The following is a 25,897-nucleotide window of genomic DNA, read 5'->3' on the forward strand; positions in this document are numbered from 1 at the left end:
GCAGTTCAGACGAAGTGCAACCCTAAAGAAGTGCAACCCTTAAAAAGGAGAGGATGCTGGTTCATTGAGCCATGAACGCATCCTCTCCTTCGTTTAGGGTTCTGGTTGGGGCCGAAGTTTTAGCCGAATCGACCGGTTACATAATCGCGAGTGGCTTCTTCCACGGGATCGTGGAAAATGCGTTCCGTGCGATCGTACTCCACCAAATAGCCAACCTTGTTGCCCGAGTCGGTGGCTTGGGCGTTGAAAAAGGCCGTGCGATCGCTCACCCGCGAAGCCTGTTGCATGTTGTGGGTCACGATTACGATCGTGTAGTCACCACTCAGTTCCTTAATCAGTTCCTCAATCCGGAGGGTGGAAATCGGATCCAAGGCCGAGCAAGGCTCATCCATCAGGATCACTTCCGGTTGAATGGCCACCGCGCGGGCAATGCAAAGGCGCTGTTGTTGCCCACCAGAGAGGGCCAAGCCACTGTCGCGCAGCTTGTCTTTCACCTCATCCCAAAGGGCAGCCCGCCGCAGGGAGCTTTCAACTAGCTCATCCATGTTGCCGCGATAGCCATTGATGCGGGCCCCAAAGGCAATGTTTTCGTAAATGGATTTGGGGAAGGGATTCGGGCGCTGGAACACCATCCCAATGCGGCTACGGATGGAAACGGCATCGACCTTGGGGCCGTAGAGGTCTTCTTCGTTGTAGGTAATTTGTCCCTCAACGCGGGCGCTGGGAACCAGGTCATTCATCCGGTTAAAGCAACGCAAAATCGTGCTCTTGCCACAACCGGAGGGGCCAATGAAGGCCACAATTTCGCCCCGTGGGATGTCTAGTGATGCGTCGCGCACCGCGATGCTGGGACCGTAGTAGACCGAGACCGATCGGGCAGATAACACCGCATTGGACGTGACAGAAGATTGCATACCAGTCAAACCTGAACTGAAAAGTGAAGAAGCAAGGGAGAAGGTCGAAACATCAGCATCCAGCGCGGTCGATCTCAACCCCATCGTCAAGATCCGGTGATTACGGGCCATGAGCAGGCTATGAGTCCTAATCCGATCGATCAACCGCAGAGCGTTTGCAGAACTATAAAACGTGCCGGTCACCAGAATTCCCAAAAAACCAGGAATCCTAGGAATCCTAAGAACTAGTTAAGAGTTTTCTGGAACCGGTTGCGCAACAGAATTGCCGTGCCATTCATGGCCAGCAGAACAATCATCAAAACGACAATCCCGGCGGCGGCGTTGATGTGGAAACCTTGCTGAGGTCGGGAGACCCAGTTGTAGATTTGGATCGGCAGCGCCGTGAAGGGGCTTTGGGGATTGTTGGGGATGAAGGGAACGAAGGTTAAGGCTCCAATGGTGATCAGCGCGGCGGTTTCCCCGATCGCCCGGGACAGGGCCAAAATGGTTCCCGTCAAAATCCCCGGCAGGGCCAGCGGCAACACATGGGCCGAAACCACCTCCCAACGGGTTGCCCCCAGCGCAAAGCCTGCCTGACGCAGACCGTCGGGGACGGTGCGCAGGGCTTCGCGGGTGGCCACGATGATCACCGGCAAAATCAGCAATGAGAGGGTTAGGGCCCCGGTCAGAACGCTGCGGCCGCCAGTGATGGGTTGCAGCCAGCGAGCAAACACCTGCAATCCCAGCAAACCATAAATGATCGAGGGTACGCCAGCCAGGTTGGAGATGTTGATCTCAATCAGGCGAGACCACCAAGATTCGAGCGAAAATTCTTCCAGGTACAGGCCCGCGCCCACCCCGATCGGGAAAGCAATCAGCGCCGTCAGCACCAGCAACCAAATGGAACCGCCCAACGCCGCGCCCACCCCGGCCAATTCCGGCTTGCGCGAGGGCAGGCTCGTGATGAATTGCCAGCTAATGCGGGGCATTCCATCAATGAAGGTATCCACCAGCAGAACCACCAAAACCAGGATGGCGAACCCGGTGGCCACCCAGGTGGCTCCAGCAAAGATATTGTCCTTGACGTAGCGCTGATCCAGACGAGGGTTGAAGAGCAACGCGCGCGATCGCCCTTGGGATTCGTTTGAAATAGCCATTAGTCGTATTTTTCCTGGAAGCGACGCACAAACCAAAAGCTGAACACGTTCAATACCAGGGTCATCACAAACAGGGTGGTACCCACTGCGAACAGGGTTCGGTAGGCGATCGACCCGGCCGGCGTATCCCCAAGGCTGACCTGCACGATGTAGGCCGTCATGGTCATGGCGGAAACAAAAGGATTCAGACCCAAGGTGGCATTCTGACCCGCTGCAATCGCCACAATCATGGTTTCCCCGATCGCCCGCGACACTGCCAAAATCACCGAAGCCACAATCCCCGACAGGGCCGCTGGCAACACGACTGAAATGATGGTTTCGCGCTTCGTGGCCCCCAGAGCATAGGAACCATCTCGCAAACTGCGAGGCACGGCATAGATCGCATCTTCACTCAGGGAGGCAATCAGCGGCGTGATCGCCACACCCAAAACAATCCCCGCACTCAGGGCATTAAACCCTTGCAGTCCGGGGATGATTTTCTGAAGCAGCGGCGTGACGAACAGCAAAGCAAAGTAGCCATAGACCACCGTGGGCACACCCGCCAACACCTCCAGGGCCGGCTTCAGCACCTGTCGCACCTTGGGGCTGGCATATTCACTCAGGCAAACGGCCGACAGCAGACCCAAGGGCAACGCCACCAAAATGGCGATCCCCGTGGTGAGCACCGTGGCGCTGATCAGGACAATGATCCCGAATTGGGCGCTGGCAAAGAGCGGAGTCCAGCGGGTTTCTGTGAAAAATCGCCAAACGGGAATGATTCTGAAGAAGTCGATCGTCTCAAAGATCAGGGTGAAAACAATCCCGATCGTTGTGGCGACCGATACAAATGAAAAAAGACCCAAAATCAGTCGAACGATCAACTCTGTACGGTGACTCGCTTGACGATTGGGCTGCCAAAGTGCGCGATCGCGCAGGGAACTCTCCATAGGGAAGGGGTGCGGGAACCCGCCAAAACCTTTTCGATTTTCTCTAGATTTAACTGCAAACCGGCAATCGGCTGATCAACCACTCAGCACCTGTCGCATCGCCTTGACCACGGAGCAACGTGACCGAAGCGTGACCCCTGCTGGGTGCCCGGCCCCAATTGCTCCTGTTCAAGAATCTGCCACAAGCCAAGGGATGATCAGCCCTGTCATCTAAAGCCCCCGTGAGGATTTTAAAGACCCAGGCGATCGCCCCTCAGCACCAGGCTGAACCCGTTTACTTCTTCTCGGCATCGCCGGCCTTTTCAGCCGCCAGCAGATCCGACAACTTAGCCCCAGCCGGAGCCTTGCCACCGAACACAGAACCGGTTACTCCCTTCTCCAGGCGCTCCTTCGCCAGCGTCAGCACCTCATCGGGCAGCGGCAGATAGCCCGTATCCGCAATGATTTGCTTGTTAGCCGCATCAATCTGGAATGCCACAAAGGCCTTCACCTCAGGACGGCTGAGGGCATCCTTGCGGACGTAGATGAATTCCGGACGCGACAGGGGTTCGTAGGAACCGTCGGCGATCGAAGCAGCGCTCGGAGCAACGCACTTGCCGCTCTTGCCCTTGATTTCCACCAGCTTCAGCTTATCCTTGTTTGCTTCGTAATAGGCATAGCCGAAGAAGCCCAAGGAGCCTTCATCACCCGACACGCCCTGCACAATCACATTGTCGTCTTCGCTAGGCGTGTAGTCCCCACGGCTCTTACCTTCCTCGCCAGTAATGGCCTTGGTGAAGTAGTCATAGGTTCCCGAATCCGTACCGGGGCCGTAGAGGGTCATCGGCTTGTCGGGGAATTTCGGATCCACATCCTTCCAGCTCTTCACCTTGCCTTCGGCGGCCGGTTCCCACATCTTCTTGAGCTGATCAACGCTCAAGCAGGTGGCGAAATCATTTTTGGGGTTCACCACCACCGAGAGACCATCAAAGGAGATGGGCAGCTCCACATATTCCACGTTGCCCTTCTTACAGAGTTCGATTTCTTCTGTTTTGATGGGTCGCGAAGCGTTGGAAATATCGGTTTCCCCGGCGCAGAACTTCTTGAAACCGCCACCGGTTCCCGACGATCCCACAATCACCTTGGTGCTGGTGTTGACTTTCATGAACTCTTCAGCCATGGCTTCCGAAATTGGAAACACGGTGCTGGAGCCATCAACCTTAACGGTGGCTGTTGCTTCCGCAGCAGCGGGGCTAGCACCGGCAGCGGGGCTTTCGCCAGCGGCGGGGCTGTTGCTTGCTTGGGGTGCGCCACCGCAGGCGGCTAGGGAGAGGGCCAGGGCTGCGATCGAGCCAGCAGCCGCGTGACGGGTCATTCGACGCAGGAGTGAGTAATTCATAGAGCTTCCGTAAGGGGTGAAGTCAATCAACCGATCAAGTCTGAGGTCTGAAATCTGAAACCTGATTTGAAATCGGCGATGAGCTGAAGTCGAGTGGGTTGCTTGACGAGGAAACTGCCTCGCGGCGGCTAAAACTGCCGATTGCGCCGCCCGTTGGTGTGTGGTGAATAATGACAGGGGCAAACGGCGGCTAGCATAAACCGCTTGGGTAAAGAAAAGGTTAATGGGGCTGATCCGCTTGCTGTCACGATCGCTACAAATTTTTGAGTTTCGGGCCCAGATCCTTACCCACACAAGGCCGACTGATGATCCCTGGCTCCCTCAGTGGAAATTTCGCTCATCCGCTTGGGTATAGTTAAATTGGGGCTGCATCTTAAGGTTTCTTTTAAAGTTTTCGTAAATCTCACCCCAAAGCCCCGATTTTCCGATTTGCGTCAGACCAAGCCGCGCGATCGTCAAATCCGGTCTTTGGTCACCGCCTTTGTCGCTCGGTCAATCGATCGCGGCAGGGTTAATTGGTTGTCTACGTCCTTTTCTTAATTTCTTCGATCGTCACGAGGAAGCATCATGCCTACCACCCTGACCCCCGGCGATATCGCGATCGTTGGCTACCAACGCACTGCCAGCAGTAGCGCCTCGGGCACATTCCTTTTCATCAACCTAGTTCCTTTGGAAGCAGACACTGAAATCTACTTCACCACAAAAGGCTGGACGGGAACTGGTCTGAGAAATAGTGCTGAGGAGCTGGTTAAGTTTAAGGTAACTAGTGGCAACAAGATTCCTCGAGGGACAGTTATTAGCAGTGCTGCTGCATCCTCATTATTTACCTGGACAAGTAGTGGTTCACTCCCTGCTACTGGTATCAGGGCTAGTGGCGATGCCTACAGCAATCTTACTTTTGATACAGACGGCGATCAAATTATTGCCTTTCAGTCTTCCAATTCAAGCGATCCTCTCAACTCTGTTTCGCAAATTATTTACCAGTTGGATTTCGAGGGCGATGGCTTTGAAGGTAGTTCTGGTAATCCTAATGATAGTGCTAAGGTTGCTGCGCTAGATGCAGCTAAGGCTTTTGTAGAGTTACCCAATTTCAAATCTCCTTCTCCTACACTTGGTGAATTTTCTAAACTCGGTAGTTTTTCTGGTACAAAACAGCAATGGCTTGACGAAATCAACAAAGCTACCCCCGCTACTCCCGCTCCATGGAATGCACCGAGTAGTCTGCGACTGTATGCTCCAGGGGCATATGAAGCGGTTCAAATTCCTGTTCAGATTACAACCAGTGCAAGTACTGGTTCCGAAGCTGGAACAACAGAAATTACCGTTACTGCGACGACTGATGATGGAAATGCCGCAACTGATGATTCAGTAGTAGGGAATCAGACAGTTACCTTAACGGTCACCGGAACAGGAATTACAACCGGTGACTACACCCTGAATGGATCATCAACCAGCACAGCCACGATCACAATTCTCGATGGAAAGACTTCGGGAACAGCCACTTTTAAAGTCGTCAATGACTCCATTGATGAGGATGACGAGACCGCAACTCTAACTCTCAGTAGCCCTTCGAGTCGGCTGGTTTTGGGCACGACTACTTCTCAAAATATTACGATTACTGATAATGACACAGCAGGTTTGATTGTTACATCAGCGGCGGGCTTAACAACCACCGAAGGCGGCGGAACAACAGATTTTACGGTTAAGCTCCAATCCCAGCCTACCAATGATGTAAAAGTTGACTTGACTAGCACAAACGTAGGAGAAGGAACTGTTTCCCCTGCCTTTCTAACGTTTACATCTAGCAATTGGAATACTGATCAAAAAGTTACTGTTAAAGGCGTTGATGATCTAGTCAAAGATGGCAACCAATCCTATCAAATTAAGCTTGATCCTAGCTCTACGGATACCAAATACGATGGATTGAGTGACATAGCAGTTAATATCAGCAACACAGACGATGACACAGCCGATATTGTACGCACACCGGCCTCGGGACTAATCACTACTGAGGCTGGTGGCACAGCAACTTTCACGCTAGTGCTAACCTCGCCGCCCACCAGCAAAGTCACTGTTAATCTGACTAGTTCAGATACCACGGAAGGAACTGTTTTGCCCGCTTCAGTGGAGTTTGACAACACTAACTGGAATACAACCAAAACCTTAACGGTTACAGGTGTTGATGACTCACTGGTGGATGGCAATATTGCCTACAACATCAATGGTTCCCTGACTAGTAGTGATGCTAATTACTCAGGTAAAACCTTCACGATTACAGCTAGTAACACCGATAACGACACGGCTAGCGGCGGTGGTTCCTCCGGAGGCGGCACTTCTGGAGGCACATCGGGAGGCGGCACACCAACCGGTGGAAGCAGCACACCAACCACCAGTGGCCCGGGAGTTGTGATCGATGCGTCGCGGGGCATTGTGATCAATGGCGGATCGAACTCGGGGTCAGGGGTCACTTTCCCGAATATTTCGACGGTTACGCCGATCGGCAGTTCGCGTGCTCCCGTTTGTAACCTAGCAACGCAGCCTGCGCCGCTGCCGCTGCCTGATTTACCCGGAGTGCAGTTTCGGCAGAACTCGATCGCCCAGCCGGCCACGTTGGGCCGCAACTCCAGCGATTTCATTACCGGATCGGATCGCAGCGAAGAAATTCGGGGTGGCGAGGGAGCCGATCGCATCTTTGGGCTAGGTGGCAACGATAACCTTTACGGTGATGCGGGCAACGACCAGCTCAACGGCAACGCGGGGGATGACGTGGTGCAGGGGGGCCCCGGGCGCGATCGCATCTTTGGGGGTAGTGGCCAAGATGCCCTTTGGGGCGGCCGAGATGATGATTTTCTGTGGGGTGATTTGGGCCAAGACCTGTTGGTGGGCGGCGCGGGCAATGACACCCTGTTTGGTGACCTTGATGGGGGAGTGACCCGAGATCTCCTGGGTAGCGAAGCGGATGCCGATCGCCTGTTGGGTGGCGAAGGTAATGATTTGTTGGTTGGTCAGAATGGCGATGATACCTTGGGCGGCGGCAATGGTAACGACACCCTCTTTGGCGGTTGGGGCAAAGATCTGCTGTTAGGCAACGATGGAGACGATTGGCTAGATGGTGGCCAAGGAGACGATACCTTGGGCGGTGGCGCGGGACGGGATACGTTCGTGTTGGGCGATCGCCCCGGAACCATCACGATTCTGGACTTTGAGCGAGGGGTCGATCGCATCACCGGCCTTGATTTTGGTCAGGTCACCTTCGAGTCTGTGGGCTGCGATACGAAGGTGCTGCTGGGTAATCGAGTGGTGGCATACCTGGTGGGCGCTCCCGCTGACGGCATTAGCGGCTTTTAGACCGGCTAGCTGAGGAAATGGGGCCGATTTTGAAGCGATCGGCTCCCTTTGCGGTATTGGTTTCTCAAAATTTGGGAGCCGGTTTCAGGGCGATCGACCCCTAGAATCCCTATCAGCTACGCCATCAATCGAACACTATAGAAGTATTTAGGAATTTCAAATGAAATTGATCGTCATCGATCAGAATCAGGCGCAAATGGCCAGTAACTGCCAACAGATGAGCTATATATGAATGAGCGGATCGAATATCCTAAAATTCGTCGTAGCTGACAGCATAATTGCTACCATTGCAAACCCGCACTGGTATTCTGACCGCAAAGGCAAAATCGGTGTTTAGGCCCTCAAAGTCTGAGTCATCGGTTAGGGGATGTCTAAAAAGCCAAAACGGCTATCTTGTGGGTCTCATCGATCGACGACAAGGGGCTTAGGCCCCCTGCCCCGAAGGCAGCTCTTGCGTTGCCAGTACCCCAAGTTACGTCTCAGACATTCTCCTAGGGGTGCAACAGGATATTCGTAACTGTCTTCAGTTTCAGGTTCAACTGCTAATCATCGCGTGATTCGCACGGTTCTATGACTTCGCAGCCGACTAGTATTGGTGTTTCAACTGTGGCTGGAACCACTGAAACGGTTCTTCATATCCCTGAGCGCCTCTCTGTTCTGGAAGCCGTTGATTTTAAGGACACCTGCAAAATGCTCTGTGAATCGGAATCGCTTCCGGTTCAAATCACTCTGGACTTCAGCCGCACCGCTTTTGTGGATAGCAGCGGTATCGGTGCATTGGTCAGCAGCTATAAGCTGGCCCATGCGACGGGTGTGAGCTTTGTACTGCGGGATGTGCAGCCGCCAGTGATGGCTGTGTTGTCCATGACGGGTTTGGATGCGATGTTGCCGATCGAACGGGCCACCACCCTCATGAGCGCCAAGGCTGCATCAGAAGAGGTGTTGCCACCGGCTACTCACCCCTCGGTGCGATCGTGGGTGAAGCGCACCCTCGATATTGCAGGTTCGCTGGTGGGGCTGACTATTTTGGGCGTTTTGTTTGTTCCCCTCGCGATCGCGATTCGTCTTGACAGCCCCGGCCCCATTCTCTTTAGCCAGTCCCGTTGTGGTTGGATGGGTAAGCGGTTTCGGCTTTGGAAATTTCGCTCCATGGTTTCTGATGCAGAAGCCCGGCGCAAGGAAGTTAAAAACCAAGCTGAGGGTGCGTTCTTCAAGAATGACAACGATCCCCGCATTACTCGCATTGGTCGTTTTTTACGCCGCACCAGCCTGGACGAGCTACCCCAATTCTGGAATGTGTTGCGGGGAGATATGAGCCTGGTGGGTACTCGGCCGCCCACGCCTGATGAGGTGGAGCGCTATGAGGTTCCCCAATGGCAGCGGTTAGATGTGCGTCCTGGAATGACCGGTGAGTGGCAGGTTAATGGGCGATCGACGGTGAAAAAATTTGAAGATGTGATTCGCCTAGACCTGAAATATCAGGAAAACTGGAGCTTGAAGCACGACTTAAAACTCATTCTCAAAACCGTCGCACTTCTGTTTTCCCGCAGCAGCGGCGCAATGTAGTTAGGCGAGTCACATGGGCGCGCGTCCTCAAGGTTCGATCAAATCAAACCGCTTTAAATCTCTGCGCGGCCGCCTTGCCTGGTTGCGAGATTGCTTGCGGCCCCGTCGCTGGCAGCAATGGTGGACTCAGGGGTTGGGGCCCCGTCTGCACCATTGGTGGGACTACCAAACGGATAACCGCTGGATGCCCACCAGCCATCAATCGCACCTGCACCTCACAACGGATCTTCAGGAACTACCTTCGTTGTTGCAGTGGTTTGATGTCATTTTGAAGCGGGCTATTCCTGAATCACTGCCGCCGCAATTTCTGTGGGAATGCCAGTTGATTTTGACGGAAGGATTTACGAATGCGGCTCGCCATGCGCACCATCACCGCCCCCCCCACACCCCGATCGTGGTTGAGGTGGGCCGTTGCGGACGTTGTTTAAATATTCAAATTTGGGACTACGGTGATCCCTTTGATTGGGATGCAAAGTTGGCTTTACTGAAACAAGAAAAACGCAATCCTCTGGAGAAGGAATCGGGGCGAGGATTGATGTTTATGGAGCAATTGTCGCGGCGAGTGCGTTACCGTCGCTATGGAAAACGCAATTGCTTGATGGTTCAAAAATCGTTCCCCAGTTAGCTTTCCGGTTTGCTTGTTTGATTCAGGAGTTAAGAACTTTGGGTTAACGGGCGGCCGCGCCAAGTCCATCCCCAACCGGTTTCGACTTTGATGATTGAGGCGATCGCGATCGCGAAAACCAAAACGCCACCCACACCCATCAGCCACCAGTAGCGCAGGGATTGGTCAGTTTGTTGGGCGATCGCCCAGCGCATCCAGCAGACCGAGATCGTGGTGGCGAGTGCTAGCCCACAGGACGCAAAACCAAGGGGAGAGGGGCCGTCAATTAGTAGCCCGATCGCCCCGATTAACAACCCCAGCCAGGGCATGGCAAACACTTCAAATAACCCCGCTGCTGAGATCAGGGTTTTGGGGATGTTGTTTTGGTTGGCAATGTGCCAATGCTTAGTCCAACCTTCCCACAGGGCCGCAAAGTTCTGATACATCCGCACGCGCATTAACCCCAACCCCAGGGCGAAATGCAGCGATCGCCCACTTTGGCGAATCTGGCGAGCGAGGGCCAGGTCTTCGGTTAATTCATGGCCCACGGCGGCGTGGCCACCGATGGCGGCATAGCTTGATCGCCGAAAGAACATAAAGGGTCCCGCTGCAAAGGCCGTGGGCGATTTGGGATCGTTCAAAGTGCGGAAGTCAAAGGCAATGGCCATGGCGCTGGCCACAATGGGCTGCACCAACCATTCTGAGAGGCAGCCACAAACCAACAGGGGGGCGCAACTGAGCAAGTCGATTTGTTGGCGATCGGCCAGGGTCAAGGCGGCTCCGATCGCCCCAGGAGCCAACCGCACATCGGCATCAATAAACAGCAAATAATCTACGGTTTCCCCGATCGCCTCTGTCACTTGGACACAGGCCCAGTTTTTGCCTAACCACAATTGCTCCGTGGGGCGCGGGGGCACTCGCAGCACCCGCAACCGGGCATCGGTGGGCATCAAGGCTGCGGCCAGGGTCAGGGTGCGATCGTTGGATTGGTCATCGGCAACCCACACTTGTAATTCCACATTGTCCGGCAGCTCACTGGCCAAGACCGATCGCACGCAATCAACGATGTTCACTTCTTCGTTGTAGGCGGGGATCACCACCGCGATCGATCGAGCCGGAATCTCCGCGAGCGTCACCGGCTCCAGCCGCGATGCACCGGCCAAGGACTGGCACGATCGCACCCAAAAGATCCCAATTCCTAACCCAGACAGGGCCAAGAGTCCATCCAGAATCAGCCAACCCACCATAGTCTCGTCACCCGTCTTGCCACTGCTGCTGTGCCTGGTATGGATTCGTACCCAATCAATGCACTCATCCTAAATGACAAGCGATCGGGTAGGGATAACCTGCCCGATCGCTCCTGAAATGACTCTGAAACAACCCTAAAACGCAGTGAATTTCAGCGACTGAGCTTCACCTGAGTTTTAGCGCCAGGTTTTGCACCTGAGTTTGAGTTACTTCGTTTCCGAGAACTCCGCATCGATGACATCATCGCCATCGCCACCGGTCGAACTATCCCCAGCGGGTGCATCCGGAGCGGCCGCATCCGGGGCCCCTTGCTGATACACCGACGACCCGATCGTATACAGCGCCTGTTGCAGGGCCTCCACCTGGGTCTTGATGGCCGGGTAATCTTCCTTCTGCAACGCATCCTTCAGGCTGGCGATCGCGGCCTCGGCCGTGGCCTTTTGGTCGTCGGAGATCTTGTCTTCCAGTTCCTTCAGTTGCTTCTCAGCCTGGTAAACCAGCGAGTCGCCTTGGTTCTTCAGGTCGATTTGTTCGCGGCGCTCCTTGTCGGCGGCGGCGTTGCGTTCCGCGTCCTGCACCATCCGATCCACATCGTCCTTCGGCAATGTCGAAGCACCCGTAATGCTGATCGACTGTTCCTTGCCCGTGCCCTTGTCCTTGGCGGTCACGTTCAGGATGCCGTTCGCGTCGATATCGAAGGTCACCTCAATTTGAGGCACACCCCGGGGCGCAGCCGGAATCCCATCCAAACGGAAGGTTCCCAAGCTCTTGTTATCGTTGGCGAACTCCCGCTCCCCTTGCAGAATGTGAATTTCCACATTGGTTTGGCCGTCGGCCGCCGTCGAGAACACCTCGGACTTCTTGGTGGGGATCGTGGTGTTGCGAGGGATGATCTTGGTCATCACGCCGCCCAGGGTTTCCACACCCAACGACAGCGGAGTCACATCCAACAGCAGGATGTCCTTAACTTCACCGGACAGCACGCCGCCTTGAATCGCAGCGCCCACGGCCACCACTTCATCGGGGTTGACGCTTTGGTTGGGTTCCTTGTCCAGAACGCGACGCACCAGGTCTTTGATGGCCGGGATCCGGGTTGAACCGCCCACCAACACCACTTCGTCAATGTCAGTCTTGGTCAGCTTGGCATCGCGCAGGGAGTTCTCAACGGGGATCCGGCAGCGATCGATCAGGTCAGCGCACAGCTCTTCAAACTTGGCCCGAGTCAGGGTCAAGTCCAAGTGCTTGGGCCCGTCCTGGGTTGCCGTAATGAAGGGCAGGTTAATTTCGGCTTGGGTAACGCTCGACAGCTCAATCTTGGCCTTTTCGGCGGCTTCCGTCAGCCGTTGCAGAGCTTGCTTGTCCTTGCGCAGGTCAATGCCTTCGCTGGCTTGGAACGTGTCGGCCAGGAAATCCACAATCTGCTTGTCGAAGTCATCGCCGCCCAGGTGGGTATCCCCCGAGGTGGCCAACACTTCAAACACGCCATCGCCCACTTCCAGCACCGATACGTCAAACGTACCGCCGCCCAAGTCGAAAACCAAAATCGTTTCGTTTTCTTTTTTATCAAGACCGTAAGCCAACGATGCGGCGGTCGGTTCGTTGATAATCCGCAGCACTTCTACGCCTGCGATTTTGCCTGCGTCTTTGGTGGCTTGGCGTTGGGAGTCATTAAAGTATGCGGGAACCGTAATGACCGCTTGGGTAACGGGTTCACCGATATATTTGCTGGCATCTTCGATCAGCTTGCGCAGCACTTGGGCGGAAATTTGTTCCGGAGCGTATTTTTCACCCTTGGCCGTGCAGTTGATGCGGACGTTTCCACCAACGTTGTCTACGTTGTAGGCCACTTCGGTGGCTTCGTGGGTGATTTCTTCAAAGCGACGACCAATGAAGCGCTTGACCGAGTAGAAGGTGTTCTCGGGGTTCATCACCGCTTGGCGCTTGGCAATTTGACCAACGAGTTTGTCGCCGTTTTTTGCGTAGGCCACGACTGAAGGGGTTGTTCTGAAACCTTCGGCGTTGGCGATGACGGTGGGTTTGCCGCCTTCCATTACGGCAACGCAAGAGTTGGTGGTTCCGAGGTCAATTCCGACGACTTTGGCCATAGGGGTATTGCTGCTTCTGAGGCGATTGGGAAAATTTGGCTGTATTTCTTGCTTTCTATAGTGGTTCTTGGGGGCGAGATGATGAAGGGGTATTTACCGAACCGGCTTGATGGCGGTTTTAGGCGTTGGGGTCATGGTTGAGGCAAGGTTGGGCCCTGGCGATCGCCCCTTGGGAAACCGCCAGGGATACCTACGAGAGCTGGTGATCTGGTTTTGATTCACAGCAAATTTGGAATGAATTTGGGGTGCATTGGGATCAATTTGGGGATCGATGGGATCGATCGCAATCACTCGTAAATTGATCAAATTGAGCTAGTTAAATTGAGCACCCCAAGCGCGATCGCGCTTGGGGTGCTCATGGGGATGCTAAGCCTCGGATCCTGTGGAAGCGGATCGAAACAGCTTCCCAATCCCTTGGATTAAGCTGCTGCGGGGCATGAATCGGCCGGCGTTCACCAAAATTTGATTGGCCAAGCCGCCCGTAACGCAATTGGGCTTCCCTTGGGCGATCGCCTGGAGTGCCTCTTGAACAACGGCCTCGGGAGTGGCGATATCGTTGGGCATCTTCAGGCTGCCGGGGAATTCGGCCGCCGCAGCAAAGTTGGTTGCGGTGGGACCCGGACAAAGGGCCATCACCCGCACACCGCGGCCTTGGCACTCAACCCACAGGCCCTCGCTGAAGCTGAGGACGAAGGCCTTGGTGGCGGCATAGAGCGAGAGGTAGGGAATGGGCTGAAAGGCAGCGGTGGAGGCAACGTTGATGATTTGTCCTTGGCCCCGATCAAGCATCGGTTGCAAGAAGTGGTGTGTTAGCTCCGTCAGGGCCACCACGTTCAGGTTCAACATGGCCCGCTGCTTGGTCAAGTCCCGAGTGGCGAATTCCCCAAAGTCTCCGAAGCCAGCATTGTTAATTAACCAGTCGATCGGCTGACCAAGGGCTTTGACTTGGGCGGCCAACTGGTCGGCCGCGCCCGGCTCACTGAGGTCAAGCGGCAGGGCGATCGCCTGGATCCCAAATTGGGTAGTTAGGGACTGGGCTAACGGTTGGAGTTTTTCGGTCGATCGAGCCGTCAAAATCACACTCACACCACGGGCGGCCAGGGCTTGGGCAAAGGCTGCACCAATGCCACTAGAAGCGCCGGTAATTAGGGCTGTTGCCATGGAATAGCCTCTCAACTTGGGGCAATCAAGAAGGTTCAATCGTGAAGGAAAGCTTAGGATCGATACTGTGCCAATTGCGCCAATGGCACTGCTGGACAGGTTCCCAGGTAAATGCCGGTTTGGAAACCGTGCCATTCTGGACAACAGACCCCCATGAAGCAGCCGATAGTAATCGGGCATGGGTGGCGGGGCTAATCAGCGGTCAGATGTAGCCTGATACAGATGCCTGAACGAATGCCTGAACATTAGTACCTGACCCTATTTTGGGTTGAATTTTGGGTTGAAACAGGTATCAACCCGATTGAGAAAGGAGAAGGAGTGGATCATGGCTCGATCGATCAAACAACCTCAAGCAGTTCAGCAACCTCCCCTGTTGGGTCAACGTGCCATTCGCTGGATTGGCCGAGTCGGCAGCGTGGCCCTGGGAAGTAGCTTGGCGATTGCCTTGGCCGCCGGTCAGGCCCTGGCCCTAGATAAGTTAGTGTTGCGGTTACCGGGCCTGGGTGATGTGGATATCACCATGGCAGAGCTGAAAACCTTTGCGGAAACGGGGCAAGCCAGCGGCGACTTTGGGCAACTGCTGAGCGATCCCAACGTGGCCAAGCAAGTGAGCCGGGCTGATTTGCAACGGATTTTGAAAAGCCCCTTCCAAGTGGGCAGCGCGGCGGCTCGCACGGCTCCGTCCGTGTTGAAGAGCTGTCCCGGTGAGTTGGTGATCGGCTCCATTAGCCAGGTGCTTTATGCCGACAACGCCCAAGGCAATGCTCAGCCCCTGACCGCCGCGATCGAGAAGGTGCTGTCCCGCGCTTCGGCAGCACCCGTCACGGCCTTGGATGTGTTGATGCAGCTTGAACCGAAAACCATGACGGTGGATGCGGGGGAAGCACTCAAAATCTATACCCGCGTTAAAACCAAGGTGCAACCGATTATCAGCAAGGTGGGCGGTCTGACCGTGCGGGAACTGACCAGCATGGATTCGGCCAAGCTGAACCAACTGCTCTCAGAAGCCGGGGTGACCAGCAGCGACATCAGCAAGATTCAAGGGGCAATTCAGGCCTTTGGCACGATCGACCCGGGTTCTGACCTGGATAAACTGTTGCGCCAAGTGAATCTTGGTTCCCTGCTGCAAAAGGCGGCGGCTGGGGACTTTTCGGCGTTGCTGTCGGAATTGGGATCGATCAACGTGAGCCAAATCGATCTGAAACCTTATGAAGGGCGCGTTAGTGGGTTCATGGCAGCCATGATGGAAGTCCTCGGGTTGCCGGTGAATCGGGGTGCAGCCTGTCGGGCGGTGATGTAAGACCCCTGCGGTTCTTGACGATTTCCCCTGACCCGGGCCGCCACACCGAGGCAGCAACCAGTCTGATTGAATTTGATCGCAAACTGACTTGCAAACAAACACCATTGCAAACTTGATTGCCATCAACCATCAATGCAGACTGGTTGCGACTCCCTGAAGTCTCTGATGCTGAAGCGTTGGCCGAAATGGTGCAAAAGCACTGTCACTCGACCACGAGTCCCCATCCCACGAGTCCCCATCCAAGGACGGTACTGCTGATGGTTATGTCTGTAGGTTCTCTCTTGTCGGATTCCGGGCCGGGGTGTGCGATCGCCCCTGCTAGCCCGCTAGGTGCTGCCCCGGCAAAATCCCTTGCTTGCCTGTTGCGTCGCGGGCGTTTGGCCCTGCTGGGGGCTGGAGCGGCGTTGTTGTCGCTGGCTCCCATGGCCCAGGCGGCGGATCAGGTTCAAATTCGCTATGGCCCGATCGGGGTCAGTGCCACCCTGAAGGATCTGCAAGCCTTTGCGGCTGATAAACCGGTTTCCGATAGCTTTAATAGTTTGCTGGGTCAAATCGAATCCTATGGCAAAGTACCGCGCGATCGCCTGCGGGGCTATCTGAACACCTCGATCGACCTGAAAGTTTTGGGCATTGATCCCGCCGACGCAGTGAAACTGTCCTATGGTTTCGTGGGTGAGCGGTTGCTGAAGCGGGTGAGCGAAGTCATTTACCCCCCCTACGATCGGGGTAACTTCTACGCCCTGCGCGGGGCCCTAGTCACGGCGCTCATGGATGATGGCAAAATTTCGGTTTTGGAAGTGCTAGAAGACTACGGCCCCAGCGTCGTGCGCCTGGATGCGGCCGGAGCCATGGGCATGGCCAACGAAATTCGTGACGCGATCGGGCAATTCTTACCCGGTAAGTAATCTTATCCGGTCAGTAAAAGCCAGTGAGCGGGCGGACGGTGGCCGAAGTCTCGGTCAAGATTCTTTCAAAATTCGAGTCTTCCGCAATTTCCGAATTGCCGCCCCTTGCCAAACTGGGCTGTTCAACAGCTAGTCTAAACAACGCAATCAACGCAATCATTGGGATGCTCAGGACATTGGTTTGGATGGCGACATTGCCCCAAGACCAAGGCCCACGGCAAACCCCCCAGCGGTTGCGTTGTTTTAGCGCGTTTTTTTAGATTGTTCAACCATGCGCTTTGACCTTGTCACCCTGTTTCCAGACTTTTTTGAATCCCCCCTGCGATCGGGCTTGGTGGGCAAAGCGCTGCAAAAACAAATTGCCGAAGTCTTTGTCACCAATCCCCGGGACTTCGCCACGGACAAACATCGGAAAGTGGACGATGAACCCTACGGTGGCGGTGTGGGCATGGTGATGAAGCCGGAGCCGATCGCGGCGGCCCTCGACTCTTTGCCGCAACTGCCTCGTCGGGAAGTGATTTACTTCACGCCCCAAGGGCAACCCATGACCCAATCCCTGTTTAAGGCCCTATCTGCCAATTGCGATCAACTGGTGTTGCTCTGTGGGCATTACGAAGGGGTGGATGAGCGGGTAATGAGCCTGGTCGATCGGGAAGTGTCCTTGGGGGATTTTGTGCTGACCTGCGGCGAAATTCCGGCCCTCACCCTCCTCAATGGGGTGTTGCGTCTTCAGCCGGGCACGGTGGGCAAGGAAGAATCCTTGAAGGCTGAAAGCTTTGAGGAACCGCTGCTGGATTATCCGCACTACACCCGGCCGCCGGAGTTTCGGGGGCTAACCGTGCCTGCGGTTTTGATGTCTGGAAATCACGGGGCGATCGAGCAATGGCGGCGCGAAGAACAAATCTTGCGCACCCGCGAGCGTCGTCCCGATTTGGATCGCCCCCCCGCCCCCTCGCCGACCCATCCCCCTTGCATGGGGCCCGATCAGTGGACTCAGGTGCAATGGGTGATTCAGCGCCTAGAAACCCACCAAATTCGCTACCAAGTGACGGGGGGCCTGGCGGGAAATCTCTATGGCTCCGCTTGGCCCCTGCATGATTTGGATGTTGATGTGGCGATCGCTGATTTTGATCGGGCCTATGCCTGCTTTCAAGATTGGGCGATCGCCCCGCCCGATCGCTACATTGACGCGGAATTTGACCTCTTATTATTGCGACTCAATGTGAATGGGTTGTTGGTTGATCTTTGTGCCGACGAAGCCGCCTACGCCATTCGAGGGCAAAAGCGCTTGCCCCTGAATACTGATCTCAAAACCGCCCATCGCACCCGCTACTTTGGCCAATCCCTATGGGTGCAGTCGCTCCATCATCTGATTGCCTACAAGGAACGGCTGGGGCGATCGGCCGATCTGGCTGAGCTGCGGCAACTGTTGCGTTAGGGCCGCTAATCATCCGGTTCCTGTAAATGCTCCAAGACCTGTTGATAGAGCACCAGGATGTGGCTGTCTTTGAGTCGGTAATAGACATGGCGGCCCTGTTTGCGGTAAGCCACCAAGCGCTGGCTGCGCAAGGCCCGCAACTGATGGGACACGGCCGATTCACTCATGCCAACGGCTTCGGCCAAGTCGCAAACACAGAGTTCTTGATGAACCAAGGCTGACAAAATTCGCAGGCGGTTTGGGTCACCCAACAGGGCAAACACCTCCGCCATCCGTTGGGCCATGTTGGTGGAAAGCACCCGATCGCCCAAGGCATTCTCCACCAAGGGAGCTGGTGTTGTTGATCCATCGGGCGATCGCTTGTCGATCGCCAAACGGGTTGAGGGACTTATCGTGGATAGCTCTATGCAGGAGTGATCGGCAGCCATACCCAGAATCCTTGTCAGTACTACGTTGCATTAACTGCTCGATGCCAAGCCCAGACCCCGTGCGGGAGTTGTGGTGCTCTTAATTCTCTAGTACTACTCACTTGCGATCAAAACCAATCACAACCAGGGTACTGCGTTTCGTTTTTCGGGAACAGAGAACGAAAAATGATTGGCTTGTGTGAGGCGATAGGAGAAAACAATCCCTGAGCGAGGCTTCGAGAAGCGATCCCTATGGTTTCAAGATCCTTCCCACACCATATCGTGTCGCTTTCGGAGATGGATGAGCCTAGCAAGCCGGGATCACACCAGCCCAGCGCAGCTCCGTGGAAAATGAGAAGAGACTGGCCCCGAAGCGCAAAGCGCTGGAATCCTAGGAATTAGGGTCGGTTGACGGTGGTTAATTGCAAATCTTGCGATCCCACCTTGTGGTGCTGTTAGCGCTTTCTGATAACATCTTATAAAAAGTTAACGATTAGTAACGAGTCCCTCATGAGCATTCTTGTCGTTGGCGGAACCGGCACCCTCGGCAGGCAAATCGTGCGTCGCGCCCTGGATGAGGGACACACGGTGCGGTGCCTGGTTCGCAGTTACAGCCGTGCTTCGTTCCTGCGGGAGTGGGGAGCAGAGCTGGTGGGCGGCGACATTTGCGATGCGGAGACGATCGCCCCGTCCTTTGCCGGTGGTGAAATTACCGCTGTGATTGACGCGGCCACGGCTCGGGCAACGGATTCCCTGGGGGTGCGCGATGTGGATTGGCGCGGCAAGGTCAATCTGATTCAAGCGGCTAAGGAATCGGGAGTCGATCGCTACATTTTTCTCTCCATTTTGAATGCGAATCAGTTTCCCAAAGTGCCGCTGATGGAAGTCAAGCGCTGCACGGAGGAGTACCTGAAGCAATTGGAGATGAATTACACAATCCTGCGACCCTGTGGCTTTCTGCAAGGGTTAATCGGTCAGTATGCGATCCCAATTTTGGAAAATCAATCGGTGTGGGTGCCCGATCGGGGATCGCCCGTGGCCTACATGGACACCCAAGATATTGCGAAGTTTGCGGTGCGGGCCCTGACGGCCACGGAAACGGAGCGCCAAGCCTTCCCGGTGGTGGGGCCCAAGGCCTGGACTCCGGCGGAAATTATCGCCCTCTGCGAAAAACTGTCCGATCGCCAAGCCAAAATCACCAGCCCGCCCACGGGTCTGTTGAATTTGGTGCGCAGTGCGGCCCGCTGGTTCAAGTGGAGCTTGAATGTGGCCGATCGCCTGGCCTTTGCGGATGTGTTTTCGTCGGGCCAACCGCTGACGGCGGAGATGGCGGAAACCTATCGCGCGTTTGGCATTGATCCGGCGGAGATTAGCACCCTGGAAGCCTACCTAGAAGAATATTTTGGGCGAATTCTGAAGAAACTGAAGCAAATTGACTATGAACAGTCGATCGCGGCCAAGGAAAGTAAGCGTAAAAAAACCTTGCGGTTTTAAGGCGATCACAGTGGCATCCGGCTGGGGCGCGATAGGATGAGTTTCGCCTGATTCGGTCACCAGGACGGAATCCTAGCCTGACTGACTCATCCACCTCATTTGCCCCGCCCATCTCACTCCTTCGGTCGTTGCCCGTGTCTGACAGCGCCTGCCCCAACGTTGGAATTATCTATAACGATGCCAAGCCCGTCGCGGAAAAGACGGCGGCGGATTTGGTCGAACAACTGTCGGCCCGGGGCTGTCGGGTAATTTCCACCACGGGATCCGGTGGAATTTTAGGTTGCTCGCGGCTGAACCATCCCGTTTGTTCTTCGCCGCTTGAGCAGTTAGTGCCACCGGGGTTTGATCCATCCCTAGATTTTGCGATCGTCTTGGGTGGCGATGGGACGGTGCTGTCGGCCTTTCGGCAGTTGGCCCCGATCGGGGTGCCCCTGTTGACGGTCAACACCGGGCACATGGGATTTTTGACGGAAATTTACCTGAGCCAACTTCCATCCGCGATCGAGCAGCTCTTGGCGGGTAATTTTTCCGTGGAAAGCCGCTCCATGTTGGAGGTGCGGGTTTTTCGGGATGATGACCCCCTTTGGGAGGTGTTGTGCCTGAATGAGATGGTGCTGCACCGGGAACCCATGACCAGCATGTGCCATTTTGAGGTGGCGATCGGGCATCACTCCCCTGTGGATATTGCGGCGGATGGCATTATTCTGTCCACGCCCACCGGCTCCACGGCCTATGCCCTATCGTCGGGAGGACCGGTGATTGCGCCGGAAGTGCCGGTGTTGCAACTTGCGCCCATTTGTCCCCACTCCTTGGCCTCTCGGGCGTTGGTGTTTTCCGAAACGGAGCCGGTCACAATTTTTTCGGCAACCCAAAACCCGATCGTGATGGTGGTGGATGGGAATGCGGGATGTTATGTACAGCCGGACGATCGGGTGCGGGTAAATCGATCGGCCTATTCAGCCCAGTTCATTCGGTTGCAACCGCCGGAATTTTTCCGAATTTTGCGTGAAAAGCTGGGCTGGGGGCTGCCCCACATTGCCAAGCCCACTTCGGTGGAGTTGCCCTAGGCGGCGCTTTAGGATGGATCCATCACCGATCGAAACACCGGGTCAATTTTCACTAGTAGCAGGGCTGCCTTAATTCACTGGGTTAAATGACCTGGCTGTTACCGTCACCTGATCGTTAAGCAGCAAGGGGCTTAAGCCCCTTGTTACCACGACTGGCTCCGCAACTTTGACCCAATATTTTAAGGATGTCGCGCTACTAGGCTCAATCTCCACCTAATCAAAACCCAACCGCTCTCTAGCTTTTGGGTTGCTGTAGCAATTCCGTAACCAACGTGGCGAGTTTTTCGGCGGCTCCCGGCTCGCCCCGCACGGCCCGCAACCGATCGCCCATGGACTGGAGCTGAGTAGGGTTGGCCAATAGGGCGATCGCTTGGTCAGCCACAACCGTTGGCGTGAGCGGCCCCACCAGTTCCGGCACGATCGCTTCCCCGGCCCACAGGTTTGGCCAAGCCAACATCCCCAGCCGACGCAAGGCAAAGCCATTAATCAGCTTGGCAAAGAGGCCGCCCAAACCCGGCAGATTTGCCAACAGCCCCGGAATGCCATTCCAGGCCCGCATGGCATCTAACTGCTGGGTGGGCAGCAACACCAACATGGGGCGAGCCAATGCGCCTAGTTCGGCCGTATTTGCGCCGACTGTGGTGAGGCATAGGTCACAGGTGCTGAGTAAGTCCCAGGCGGGCGATCGCTCCCAAAGCCAAATTTTTGTGCCCGCCGGGGTTTCCAGGTAAGGCAAGTTCTGGAGCGATCGGGGATCGGCCGGGGCGATCGCTTCGGGTATTACCAAGTGGGCTGTTGTGCCCGAAACCCAATCAATTACAGGATTATGGGCGCGATCGGCATAGCGGGCCAAGGTGGATAGGTCGATCGTGGGGGCTACGGGAATCACAAATTCCGCTTGGGGCCGATCGGCTCGAATTCGATCGGCCGTACCCAGCAATAACGGCACGCCTTGAGCGAGTTTGGCGCTTTTGGAGCCGGGCAGCAGGGCCAGCCGTTCCCGATCGCCCTGTGGTGAATGGGTTAAACGGCCAGCCTCCAGCATCAGATCGCCCACCACGGCGACTTTGGAGGTGGCCCAGGGGGGAACTTGGGTGGCCAACCGGGGCAACCGCACCCCCACGCGATCGACCCAACGGAGCCAGCGTAAATCCCATTCCGCATAGATCACGCTGCCATAGCCCAGACGGCGGGCGATCGCCACGGCAAAGAATTGATCGCCGCCCAAAAACAACACCACACCTCGATCGCGCCAATCCCACCCTTCCGCTGTCCGCCCCCAGAGTAAAAAGGGCCAAAAGGCCGCAGCCCCTTGCACCCGATCGACTTCTGGAAATGATTGCACCACGGCCGCTTCCTGACCCGTTGCATTGGGACAGGGGGCCAAAACCACGGAAATTCGCAGGCGCGATCGATCCGCTCCCCACTGCTGCCGCAAGGCTTGCACCACCGGTCGCACCCAAGTGGTGACCTCTCCGGGGCCGTTGGACAAAATTAAGAGATCCAGCGGCTCGGCAGCAGTTGACATCATTTCAGGGGCGATCGGGCGGGAAGTCGGCATGATTGGTGCGATTGGGGCAGCCCCATGGGGCGCAAATCCAGCAGGGTGATGAACAGGATGGGCCAATGGGCTGGTTTATGGGTTGCATCAGCTAGCCGATTGTCTCAGACGGTCGATCTTCCTTGCGACCCAACTTCCCCGATCGCCGGGATGGAGCTTAAAGGCAATTCAGCACATTCAGTTGATCTGTTGGTCGGTTGAGCGATCGCACAGGAATCCATCCCTGAACCGGCTGATTAATTTGCATCCACACCGCGCCCCCGGCCGTGGTGGACTCCCGATTTAACAACTGCACTTCACTCCCGGCCGCCACACCGCCGCGCCGGGGACTGGTTAGGTCGGGGTTGGCATGAACCGACAGGCCTTCGCCATAGACCACTCGACGGCACAATTCCGGCTTGATCGGATTTTGGGGATTTTGGGCCGTGGTGCAAGGACGCAGGAACGCGGCCGCAGCCCAACCTTCCACCGTGCGCGAGCCATTGCCCGTGATGACCGTGGCCCGCACAGGAACCCAGCCATTGCGGGCGCTGCCTGTGACTTCCAGGGTGCGACCCTTGGCGATCGTACCCAAGATGGGCGCGTCGTCATCGGCCCGGCTGCGAATATTCAAGGGGCGATCGCTCGTGGCCACCATTCGGCAAGTGCGGGGCGGCGTGGCCACTGCACAGGGCCGCAGAAAACTGCTGGCCACCCAACCTTCGACGGTGCGCGAACCGTTGGCGGTGGGTACGGTGGCGCGAACCTGTACCCACCCATTTTGAGGGCCGCCAATCACGTCCAGGGCGCGACCCTTGGCGATCGTGCCCACAATGGAGGCGTTACTGTCGGCGCGGCTGCGAATATTCAAGGGTGAGCCGTTGGTGGTGACCACACGGCAGTTTGCTTCAGCGGCCGCGGCCGGTTGGGCCGTTACCCCCATTGCCAACCCACCGGCCACCAGGGCCACCGTCAACAGCATTGCTTGGCCATAACGCCGAGCCAGGTGGGCCGAGCGAGTCCGAAGACCGAAAAGGGACTGATCCATAGGGAAAATCTGCAACACAGCAAGCATGGTGATTCATCCTGAAGATGCATCCCCGCGCTGTTGATAGAGCGAAGGAGGCAGGTTTGCAGGAGTTGCTCCCATTCTGGTCGAGCGATCGAGCGATCGCCTAGGATTTGGATCGATCGCTCAATTGACCATTTTGGGGAGCATCGATCGCCCCTCGATCAAGCAAGATTTTGCCCCCATGCGGTGATGCCGCTGAGCAACCCGCAGGCTACAAGTCCCGATGGGTAAAGGGTTTAGCATCGGCTCCGGCATAGGTGGCCGCCACATGCCCCTGGCCCGTTAGGCGGTACTTATAGGTCACTAGACCTTCTAGCCCAACGGGGCCACGCGGTGGGAGGCGATTGGTGCTAATCCCCACCTCAGCCCCGAATCCGTAGCGGAAGCCATCGGCAAAGCGCGTGGAGCAGTTGCGATAGACTCCGGCCGCGTCCACTTCGGCCAGGAAGCGATCGGCGGCGGCATCGTCTTCCGTCACAATGGCTTCCGTATGGCCCGATCCATAGGTGGTGATGTGGTCGATCGCCTCGTCCAAGTCCGCCACCAGTTTGATCGACAAAATCAAATCGCTATATTCCGTCGCCCAATCCGTTTCCGTCGCCGGGGTGATCTCGCAAATGCCTTGCAACAGCTCACAGGTGGGCGCATCCCCGCGCAATTCCACCCCCTTGGCCACCAGGGCCCGGGCCAGCTCCGGCACCCCCTGCGGGGCGATCGCCCGGTGAACCAACAGGGTCTCGATCGCATTGCAAGCGGAAGGATATTGGGTTTTGGCATCCACCGCGATCGGCACTGCTTTGGTTAAGTCCGCGGCCTCATCCACATAGAGATGGCAAATGCCGTCCGCATGGCCTAGCACCGGAATTCGCGTGTTGTTTTGCACAAACTGCACAAAGGCGTTGGATCCTCGGGGAATAATCAAATCCACGTAGCGATCGAGTCGCAGCAGTTCCAGGGTTTCCTCCCGCGTGGTTAACAGCCGCACGGCCGCCGGATCCACCGCCGAATTAGCCAAGCCCCCGTGAATCGCCTCAATCAGCGCTTGGCAGGAGCGCACCGCCTCCTTGCCACCTTTCAGGATCACCCCATTCCCTGAGGCGATCGCCAGGGCCGCAATTTGCACCACCGCATCGGGGCGAGCTTCAAAAATCACCCCCAACACCCCCAGCGGACAGGTCACCCGCTCCAAAACCAGCCCTTGATCCAGTTCTCGGTGAATTTGCCGATCGCCCAAGGGATCCGGCAACTGGGCCAAGTCGCGCACCCCAGCGATCGCCCCCGCCAGCTTCACCCCATCCAGCTTCAGCCGGCCATAAAGTGCCGAAGAAATTCCCTCCGCTTGGGCCGCCGCGCAATCTGCTTCATTGGCCGCCACAATCGCTGCCGCCCGATCGCTCAAAGATTGGGCCACCGCTTCCAAGGCCGCCCGTCGATCGGCCGTCGGCAGCAGCGCCAAAGCTCGGGCCGCCTGGCGGGTTTGGCGCGCAAGATCAACCAGCGTGGGTGCAGATGAAGCAACAGTCATGATTGCAAGAGCACAGGGAGCAAAAGGGGTAGAAGACAGTATAGGCAAGGACGGCCCATCCCATGGGCCATGACTCCGTTTGGGATCGGGCGAGGTTGGTTGGTGGGGTTTGAAGGTTGATGGGGTGACGGTACATCCCGATCAGGAGGGTTTATGAAGAGGGTTTATAAAATTTTGTAACAACACCCAAACCGGGTCTCAGGGGGGCAAAAGGTATCTAGGCGGGCGATCGCAACGATTTTTGATCCTTAATGTCTAATCGTTACTCAGACCCACAGAACCGAGAAAGGCTTGTGAAATAAAGGCTTTCGCCATTGTCAACCGCGATTTAACGGACTGCCAGCGGGTCACACGCTGCCCTGGAACTGGCTCAAACCCGCGAAGTTGCTACAAAACTTTCACTTCACATCGAAAATTGTCGGGCTAGAATCGCTGGAAATACCGAACTTGAGGCGTTTCCATGAACAAGGGCGAACTGATTGACCAAATTGCAGCAAAGGTCAATACCACCAAAAAGGAAGCAGATGCCATCTTGACCGCTGCCATTGAAGTGATCATGGATGCCGTGGCAGAGGGCGAAAAGGTGACCCTGGTGGGGTTTGGTACGTTTGAGCGCCGCGAGCGCCAGGCCCGCGAGGGTCGCAACCCGAAGACCGGCACGAAACTGAAAATCCCCGCCACCAAGGTTCCGGCCTTTTCAGCGGGCAAACAGTTCAAGGAGTCGGTTGCTCCTTAATTTTCGGCGCAAACTCTAGGCGCAAAT

19 protein-coding genes and 1 pseudogene are annotated in these 25,897 nt (G+C 56.1%); 9 read left to right on the forward strand and 11 right to left on the reverse strand.

The genetic code is table 11. From position 1 onward, the window contains the following. Nucleotides 1-119: 119 nt before the first annotated feature. The 4 genes from pstB to ACZA91_RS18170 form a co-directional block, all read right to left on the reverse strand. A complete protein-coding gene (pstB, locus tag ACZA91_RS18155) occupies nt 120-914 on the reverse strand; it encodes a phosphate ABC transporter ATP-binding protein PstB (protein WP_099532015.1) in 795 nt (264 codons plus the stop codon). 224 nt (nt 915-1,138) lie between these two features. Further along, on the reverse strand, nt 1,139-2,050 hold the full coding sequence (pstA, locus tag ACZA91_RS18160) for a phosphate ABC transporter permease PstA (protein WP_099531983.1): 912 nt from the start codon (nt 2,048-2,050) through the stop codon (nt 1,139-1,141). Then, complete coding sequence (gene pstC / locus ACZA91_RS18165) at nt 2,050-2,976, reverse strand: phosphate ABC transporter permease subunit PstC (RefSeq protein WP_099531982.1); 927 nt, start codon at nt 2,974-2,976, stop codon at nt 2,050-2,052. The genes pstA and pstC overlap by 1 nt, the downstream gene beginning before the upstream one ends. A gap of 274 nt (nt 2,977-3,250) precedes the next feature. Continuing rightward, the gene (locus ACZA91_RS18170) at nt 3,251-4,354 is read right to left on the reverse strand and encodes a PstS family phosphate ABC transporter substrate-binding protein (RefSeq protein ID WP_463183901.1); all 1,104 of its coding nucleotides are present in this window, start codon (nt 4,352-4,354) and stop codon (nt 3,251-3,253) included. Between the two features lie 2,112 nt (nt 4,355-6,466). Between ACZA91_RS18170 and ACZA91_RS18175 the strand changes: the two genes are divergently transcribed. The 3 genes from ACZA91_RS18175 (at nt 6,467) to ACZA91_RS18185 (ending at nt 9,893) form a co-directional block, all read left to right on the forward strand. After that, entirely contained in the window at nt 6,467-7,702 is a 1,236-nt protein-coding gene (locus tag ACZA91_RS18175; protein WP_463183903.1) for a calcium-binding protein, read from the forward strand. A gap of 570 nt (nt 7,703-8,272) precedes the next feature. Beyond that, nucleotides 8,273-9,268 (forward strand): sugar transferase, encoded by a 996-nt coding sequence (locus tag ACZA91_RS18180; protein ID WP_190530632.1) that lies wholly within the window; start codon nt 8,273-8,275, stop codon nt 9,266-9,268. Between the two features lie 13 nt (nt 9,269-9,281). Continuing rightward, nucleotides 9,282-9,893, forward strand: a complete 612-nt coding sequence (locus ACZA91_RS18185) for an ATP-binding protein (RefSeq protein WP_190355038.1) — start codon at nt 9,282-9,284, stop codon at nt 9,891-9,893. A 29-nt stretch (nt 9,894-9,922) separates the two neighbouring features. On the opposite strand, the gene ACZA91_RS18190 is transcribed toward ACZA91_RS18185, so the two are convergent. The 3 genes from ACZA91_RS18190 to ACZA91_RS18200 all read right to left on the reverse strand — a co-directional run bounded on the left by ACZA91_RS18190 (nt 9,923) and on the right by ACZA91_RS18200 (nt 14,386). Further along, nucleotides 9,923-11,119: a glycosyltransferase family 2 protein gene (locus ACZA91_RS18190; RefSeq protein WP_463183908.1), complete on the reverse strand. Its 1,197-nt coding sequence runs from the start codon at nt 11,117-11,119 to the stop codon at nt 9,923-9,925. Between the two features lie 207 nt (nt 11,120-11,326). Further along, nucleotides 11,327-13,225, reverse strand: coding sequence for a molecular chaperone DnaK (gene dnaK, locus ACZA91_RS18195; RefSeq protein WP_463183910.1), 1,899 nt, complete (start codon nt 13,223-13,225; stop codon nt 11,327-11,329). Nucleotides 13,226-13,591: 366 nt separating this feature from the next. Beyond that, entirely contained in the window at nt 13,592-14,386 is a 795-nt protein-coding gene (locus tag ACZA91_RS18200) for an SDR family NAD(P)-dependent oxidoreductase (RefSeq protein ID WP_190530630.1), read from the reverse strand. A gap of 325 nt (nt 14,387-14,711) precedes the next feature. On the opposite strand from ACZA91_RS18200, the gene ACZA91_RS18205 reads away from it, so the two are divergent. The 3 genes and pseudogenes from ACZA91_RS18205 to trmD all read left to right on the forward strand — a co-directional run. Further along, entirely contained in the window at nt 14,712-15,686 is a 975-nt protein-coding gene (locus tag ACZA91_RS18205; protein ID WP_190355041.1) for an alpha/beta hydrolase, read from the forward strand. Nucleotides 15,687-15,943: 257 nt separating this feature from the next. After that, a complete protein-coding gene (locus tag ACZA91_RS18210; RefSeq protein WP_463183914.1) occupies nt 15,944-16,591 on the forward strand; it encodes an alpha/beta hydrolase in 648 nt (215 codons plus the stop codon). Between the two features lie 271 nt (nt 16,592-16,862). Beyond that, nucleotides 16,863-17,525, forward strand: a pseudogene (gene trmD, locus ACZA91_RS18215) (tRNA (guanosine(37)-N1)-methyltransferase TrmD); the annotation flags it as partial. Between the two features lie 509 nt (nt 17,526-18,034). Here the strand turns inward: trmD and ACZA91_RS18220 are convergent. Further along, on the reverse strand, nt 18,035-18,457 hold the full coding sequence (locus tag ACZA91_RS18220) for an ArsR/SmtB family transcription factor (protein ID WP_099531968.1): 423 nt from the start codon (nt 18,455-18,457) through the stop codon (nt 18,035-18,037). 489 nt (nt 18,458-18,946) lie between these two features. Between ACZA91_RS18220 and ACZA91_RS18225 the strand changes: the two genes are divergently transcribed. Continuing rightward, nucleotides 18,947-19,930, forward strand: coding sequence for an NAD(P)H-binding protein (locus ACZA91_RS18225; protein ID WP_099531967.1), 984 nt, complete (start codon nt 18,947-18,949; stop codon nt 19,928-19,930). Between the two features lie 134 nt (nt 19,931-20,064). Further along, entirely contained in the window at nt 20,065-20,997 is a 933-nt protein-coding gene (locus ACZA91_RS18230; RefSeq protein WP_099532014.1) for an NAD(+) kinase, read from the forward strand. Nucleotides 20,998-21,232: 235 nt separating this feature from the next. Here ACZA91_RS18230 and ACZA91_RS18235 read toward each other — a convergent pair whose 3' ends face one another. The 3 genes from ACZA91_RS18235 to ACZA91_RS18245 form a co-directional block, all read right to left on the reverse strand. Continuing rightward, nucleotides 21,233-22,558: a glycosyltransferase family protein gene (locus ACZA91_RS18235; protein WP_463183918.1), complete on the reverse strand. Its 1,326-nt coding sequence runs from the start codon at nt 22,556-22,558 to the stop codon at nt 21,233-21,235. A 157-nt stretch (nt 22,559-22,715) separates the two neighbouring features. Continuing rightward, nucleotides 22,716-23,612: an SH3 domain-containing protein gene (locus tag ACZA91_RS18240; RefSeq protein ID WP_463183921.1), complete on the reverse strand. Its 897-nt coding sequence runs from the start codon at nt 23,610-23,612 to the stop codon at nt 22,716-22,718. 208 nt (nt 23,613-23,820) lie between these two features. Continuing rightward, on the reverse strand, nt 23,821-25,134 hold the full coding sequence (locus tag ACZA91_RS18245) for a glutamate-5-semialdehyde dehydrogenase (protein ID WP_190530625.1): 1,314 nt from the start codon (nt 25,132-25,134) through the stop codon (nt 23,821-23,823). 460 nt (nt 25,135-25,594) lie between these two features. Here ACZA91_RS18245 and ACZA91_RS18250 point away from each other — a divergent pair, with 460 nt between their 5' ends. Beyond that, nucleotides 25,595-25,870 (forward strand): HU family DNA-binding protein, encoded by a 276-nt coding sequence (locus tag ACZA91_RS18250; RefSeq protein ID WP_099531963.1) that lies wholly within the window; start codon nt 25,595-25,597, stop codon nt 25,868-25,870. The last annotated feature ends 27 nt before the right edge of the window (nt 25,871-25,897 follow it).

The sequence above is a fragment of the Limnothrix sp. CMB-01 genome, from assembly GCF_055193175.1.

Excerpts from the sequence above, each read along its gene's own strand:
- pstC (WP_099531982.1), bottom strand. The coding sequence starts at position 2,976 with ATGGAGAGTTCCCTGCGCGATCGCGCACTTTGGCAGCCCAATCGTCAA.
- ACZA91_RS18205 (WP_190355041.1), top strand. The coding sequence starts at position 14,712 with ATGGCTCGATCGATCAAACAACCTCAAGCAGTTCAGCAACCTCCCCTG.
- ACZA91_RS18200 (WP_190530630.1), bottom strand. The coding sequence starts at position 14,386 with ATGGCAACAGCCCTAATTACCGGCGCTTCTAGTGGCATTGGTGCAGCC.
- ACZA91_RS18245 (WP_190530625.1), bottom strand. The coding sequence starts at position 25,134 with ATGACTGTTGCTTCATCTGCACCCACGCTGGTTGATCTTGCGCGCCAA.
- ACZA91_RS18170 (WP_463183901.1), bottom strand. The coding sequence starts at position 4,354 with ATGAATTACTCACTCCTGCGTCGAATGACCCGTCACGCGGCTGCTGGC.
- ACZA91_RS18220 (WP_099531968.1), bottom strand. The coding sequence starts at position 18,457 with ATGGCTGCCGATCACTCCTGCATAGAGCTATCCACGATAAGTCCCTCA.
- ACZA91_RS18240 (WP_463183921.1), bottom strand. The coding sequence starts at position 23,612 with ATGCTTGCTGTGTTGCAGATTTTCCCTATGGATCAGTCCCTTTTCGGT.
- ACZA91_RS18210 (WP_463183914.1), top strand. The coding sequence starts at position 15,944 with ATGGTTATGTCTGTAGGTTCTCTCTTGTCGGATTCCGGGCCGGGGTGT.
- pstA (WP_099531983.1), bottom strand. The coding sequence starts at position 2,050 with ATGGCTATTTCAAACGAATCCCAAGGGCGATCGCGCGCGTTGCTCTTC.
- pstB (WP_099532015.1), bottom strand. The coding sequence starts at position 914 with ATGCAATCTTCTGTCACGTCCAATGCGGTGTTATCTGCCCGATCGGTC.
- ACZA91_RS18190 (WP_463183908.1), bottom strand. The coding sequence starts at position 11,119 with ATGGTGGGTTGGCTGATTCTGGATGGACTCTTGGCCCTGTCTGGGTTA.
- ACZA91_RS18180 (WP_190530632.1), top strand. The coding sequence starts at position 8,273 with ATGACTTCGCAGCCGACTAGTATTGGTGTTTCAACTGTGGCTGGAACC.
- dnaK (WP_463183910.1), bottom strand. The coding sequence starts at position 13,225 with ATGGCCAAAGTCGTCGGAATTGACCTCGGAACCACCAACTCTTGCGTT.
- ACZA91_RS18225 (WP_099531967.1), top strand. The coding sequence starts at position 18,947 with ATGAGCATTCTTGTCGTTGGCGGAACCGGCACCCTCGGCAGGCAAATC.
- ACZA91_RS18250 (WP_099531963.1), top strand. The coding sequence starts at position 25,595 with ATGAACAAGGGCGAACTGATTGACCAAATTGCAGCAAAGGTCAATACC.
- ACZA91_RS18185 (WP_190355038.1), top strand. The coding sequence starts at position 9,282 with ATGGGCGCGCGTCCTCAAGGTTCGATCAAATCAAACCGCTTTAAATCT.
- ACZA91_RS18235 (WP_463183918.1), bottom strand. The coding sequence starts at position 22,558 with ATGCCGACTTCCCGCCCGATCGCCCCTGAAATGATGTCAACTGCTGCC.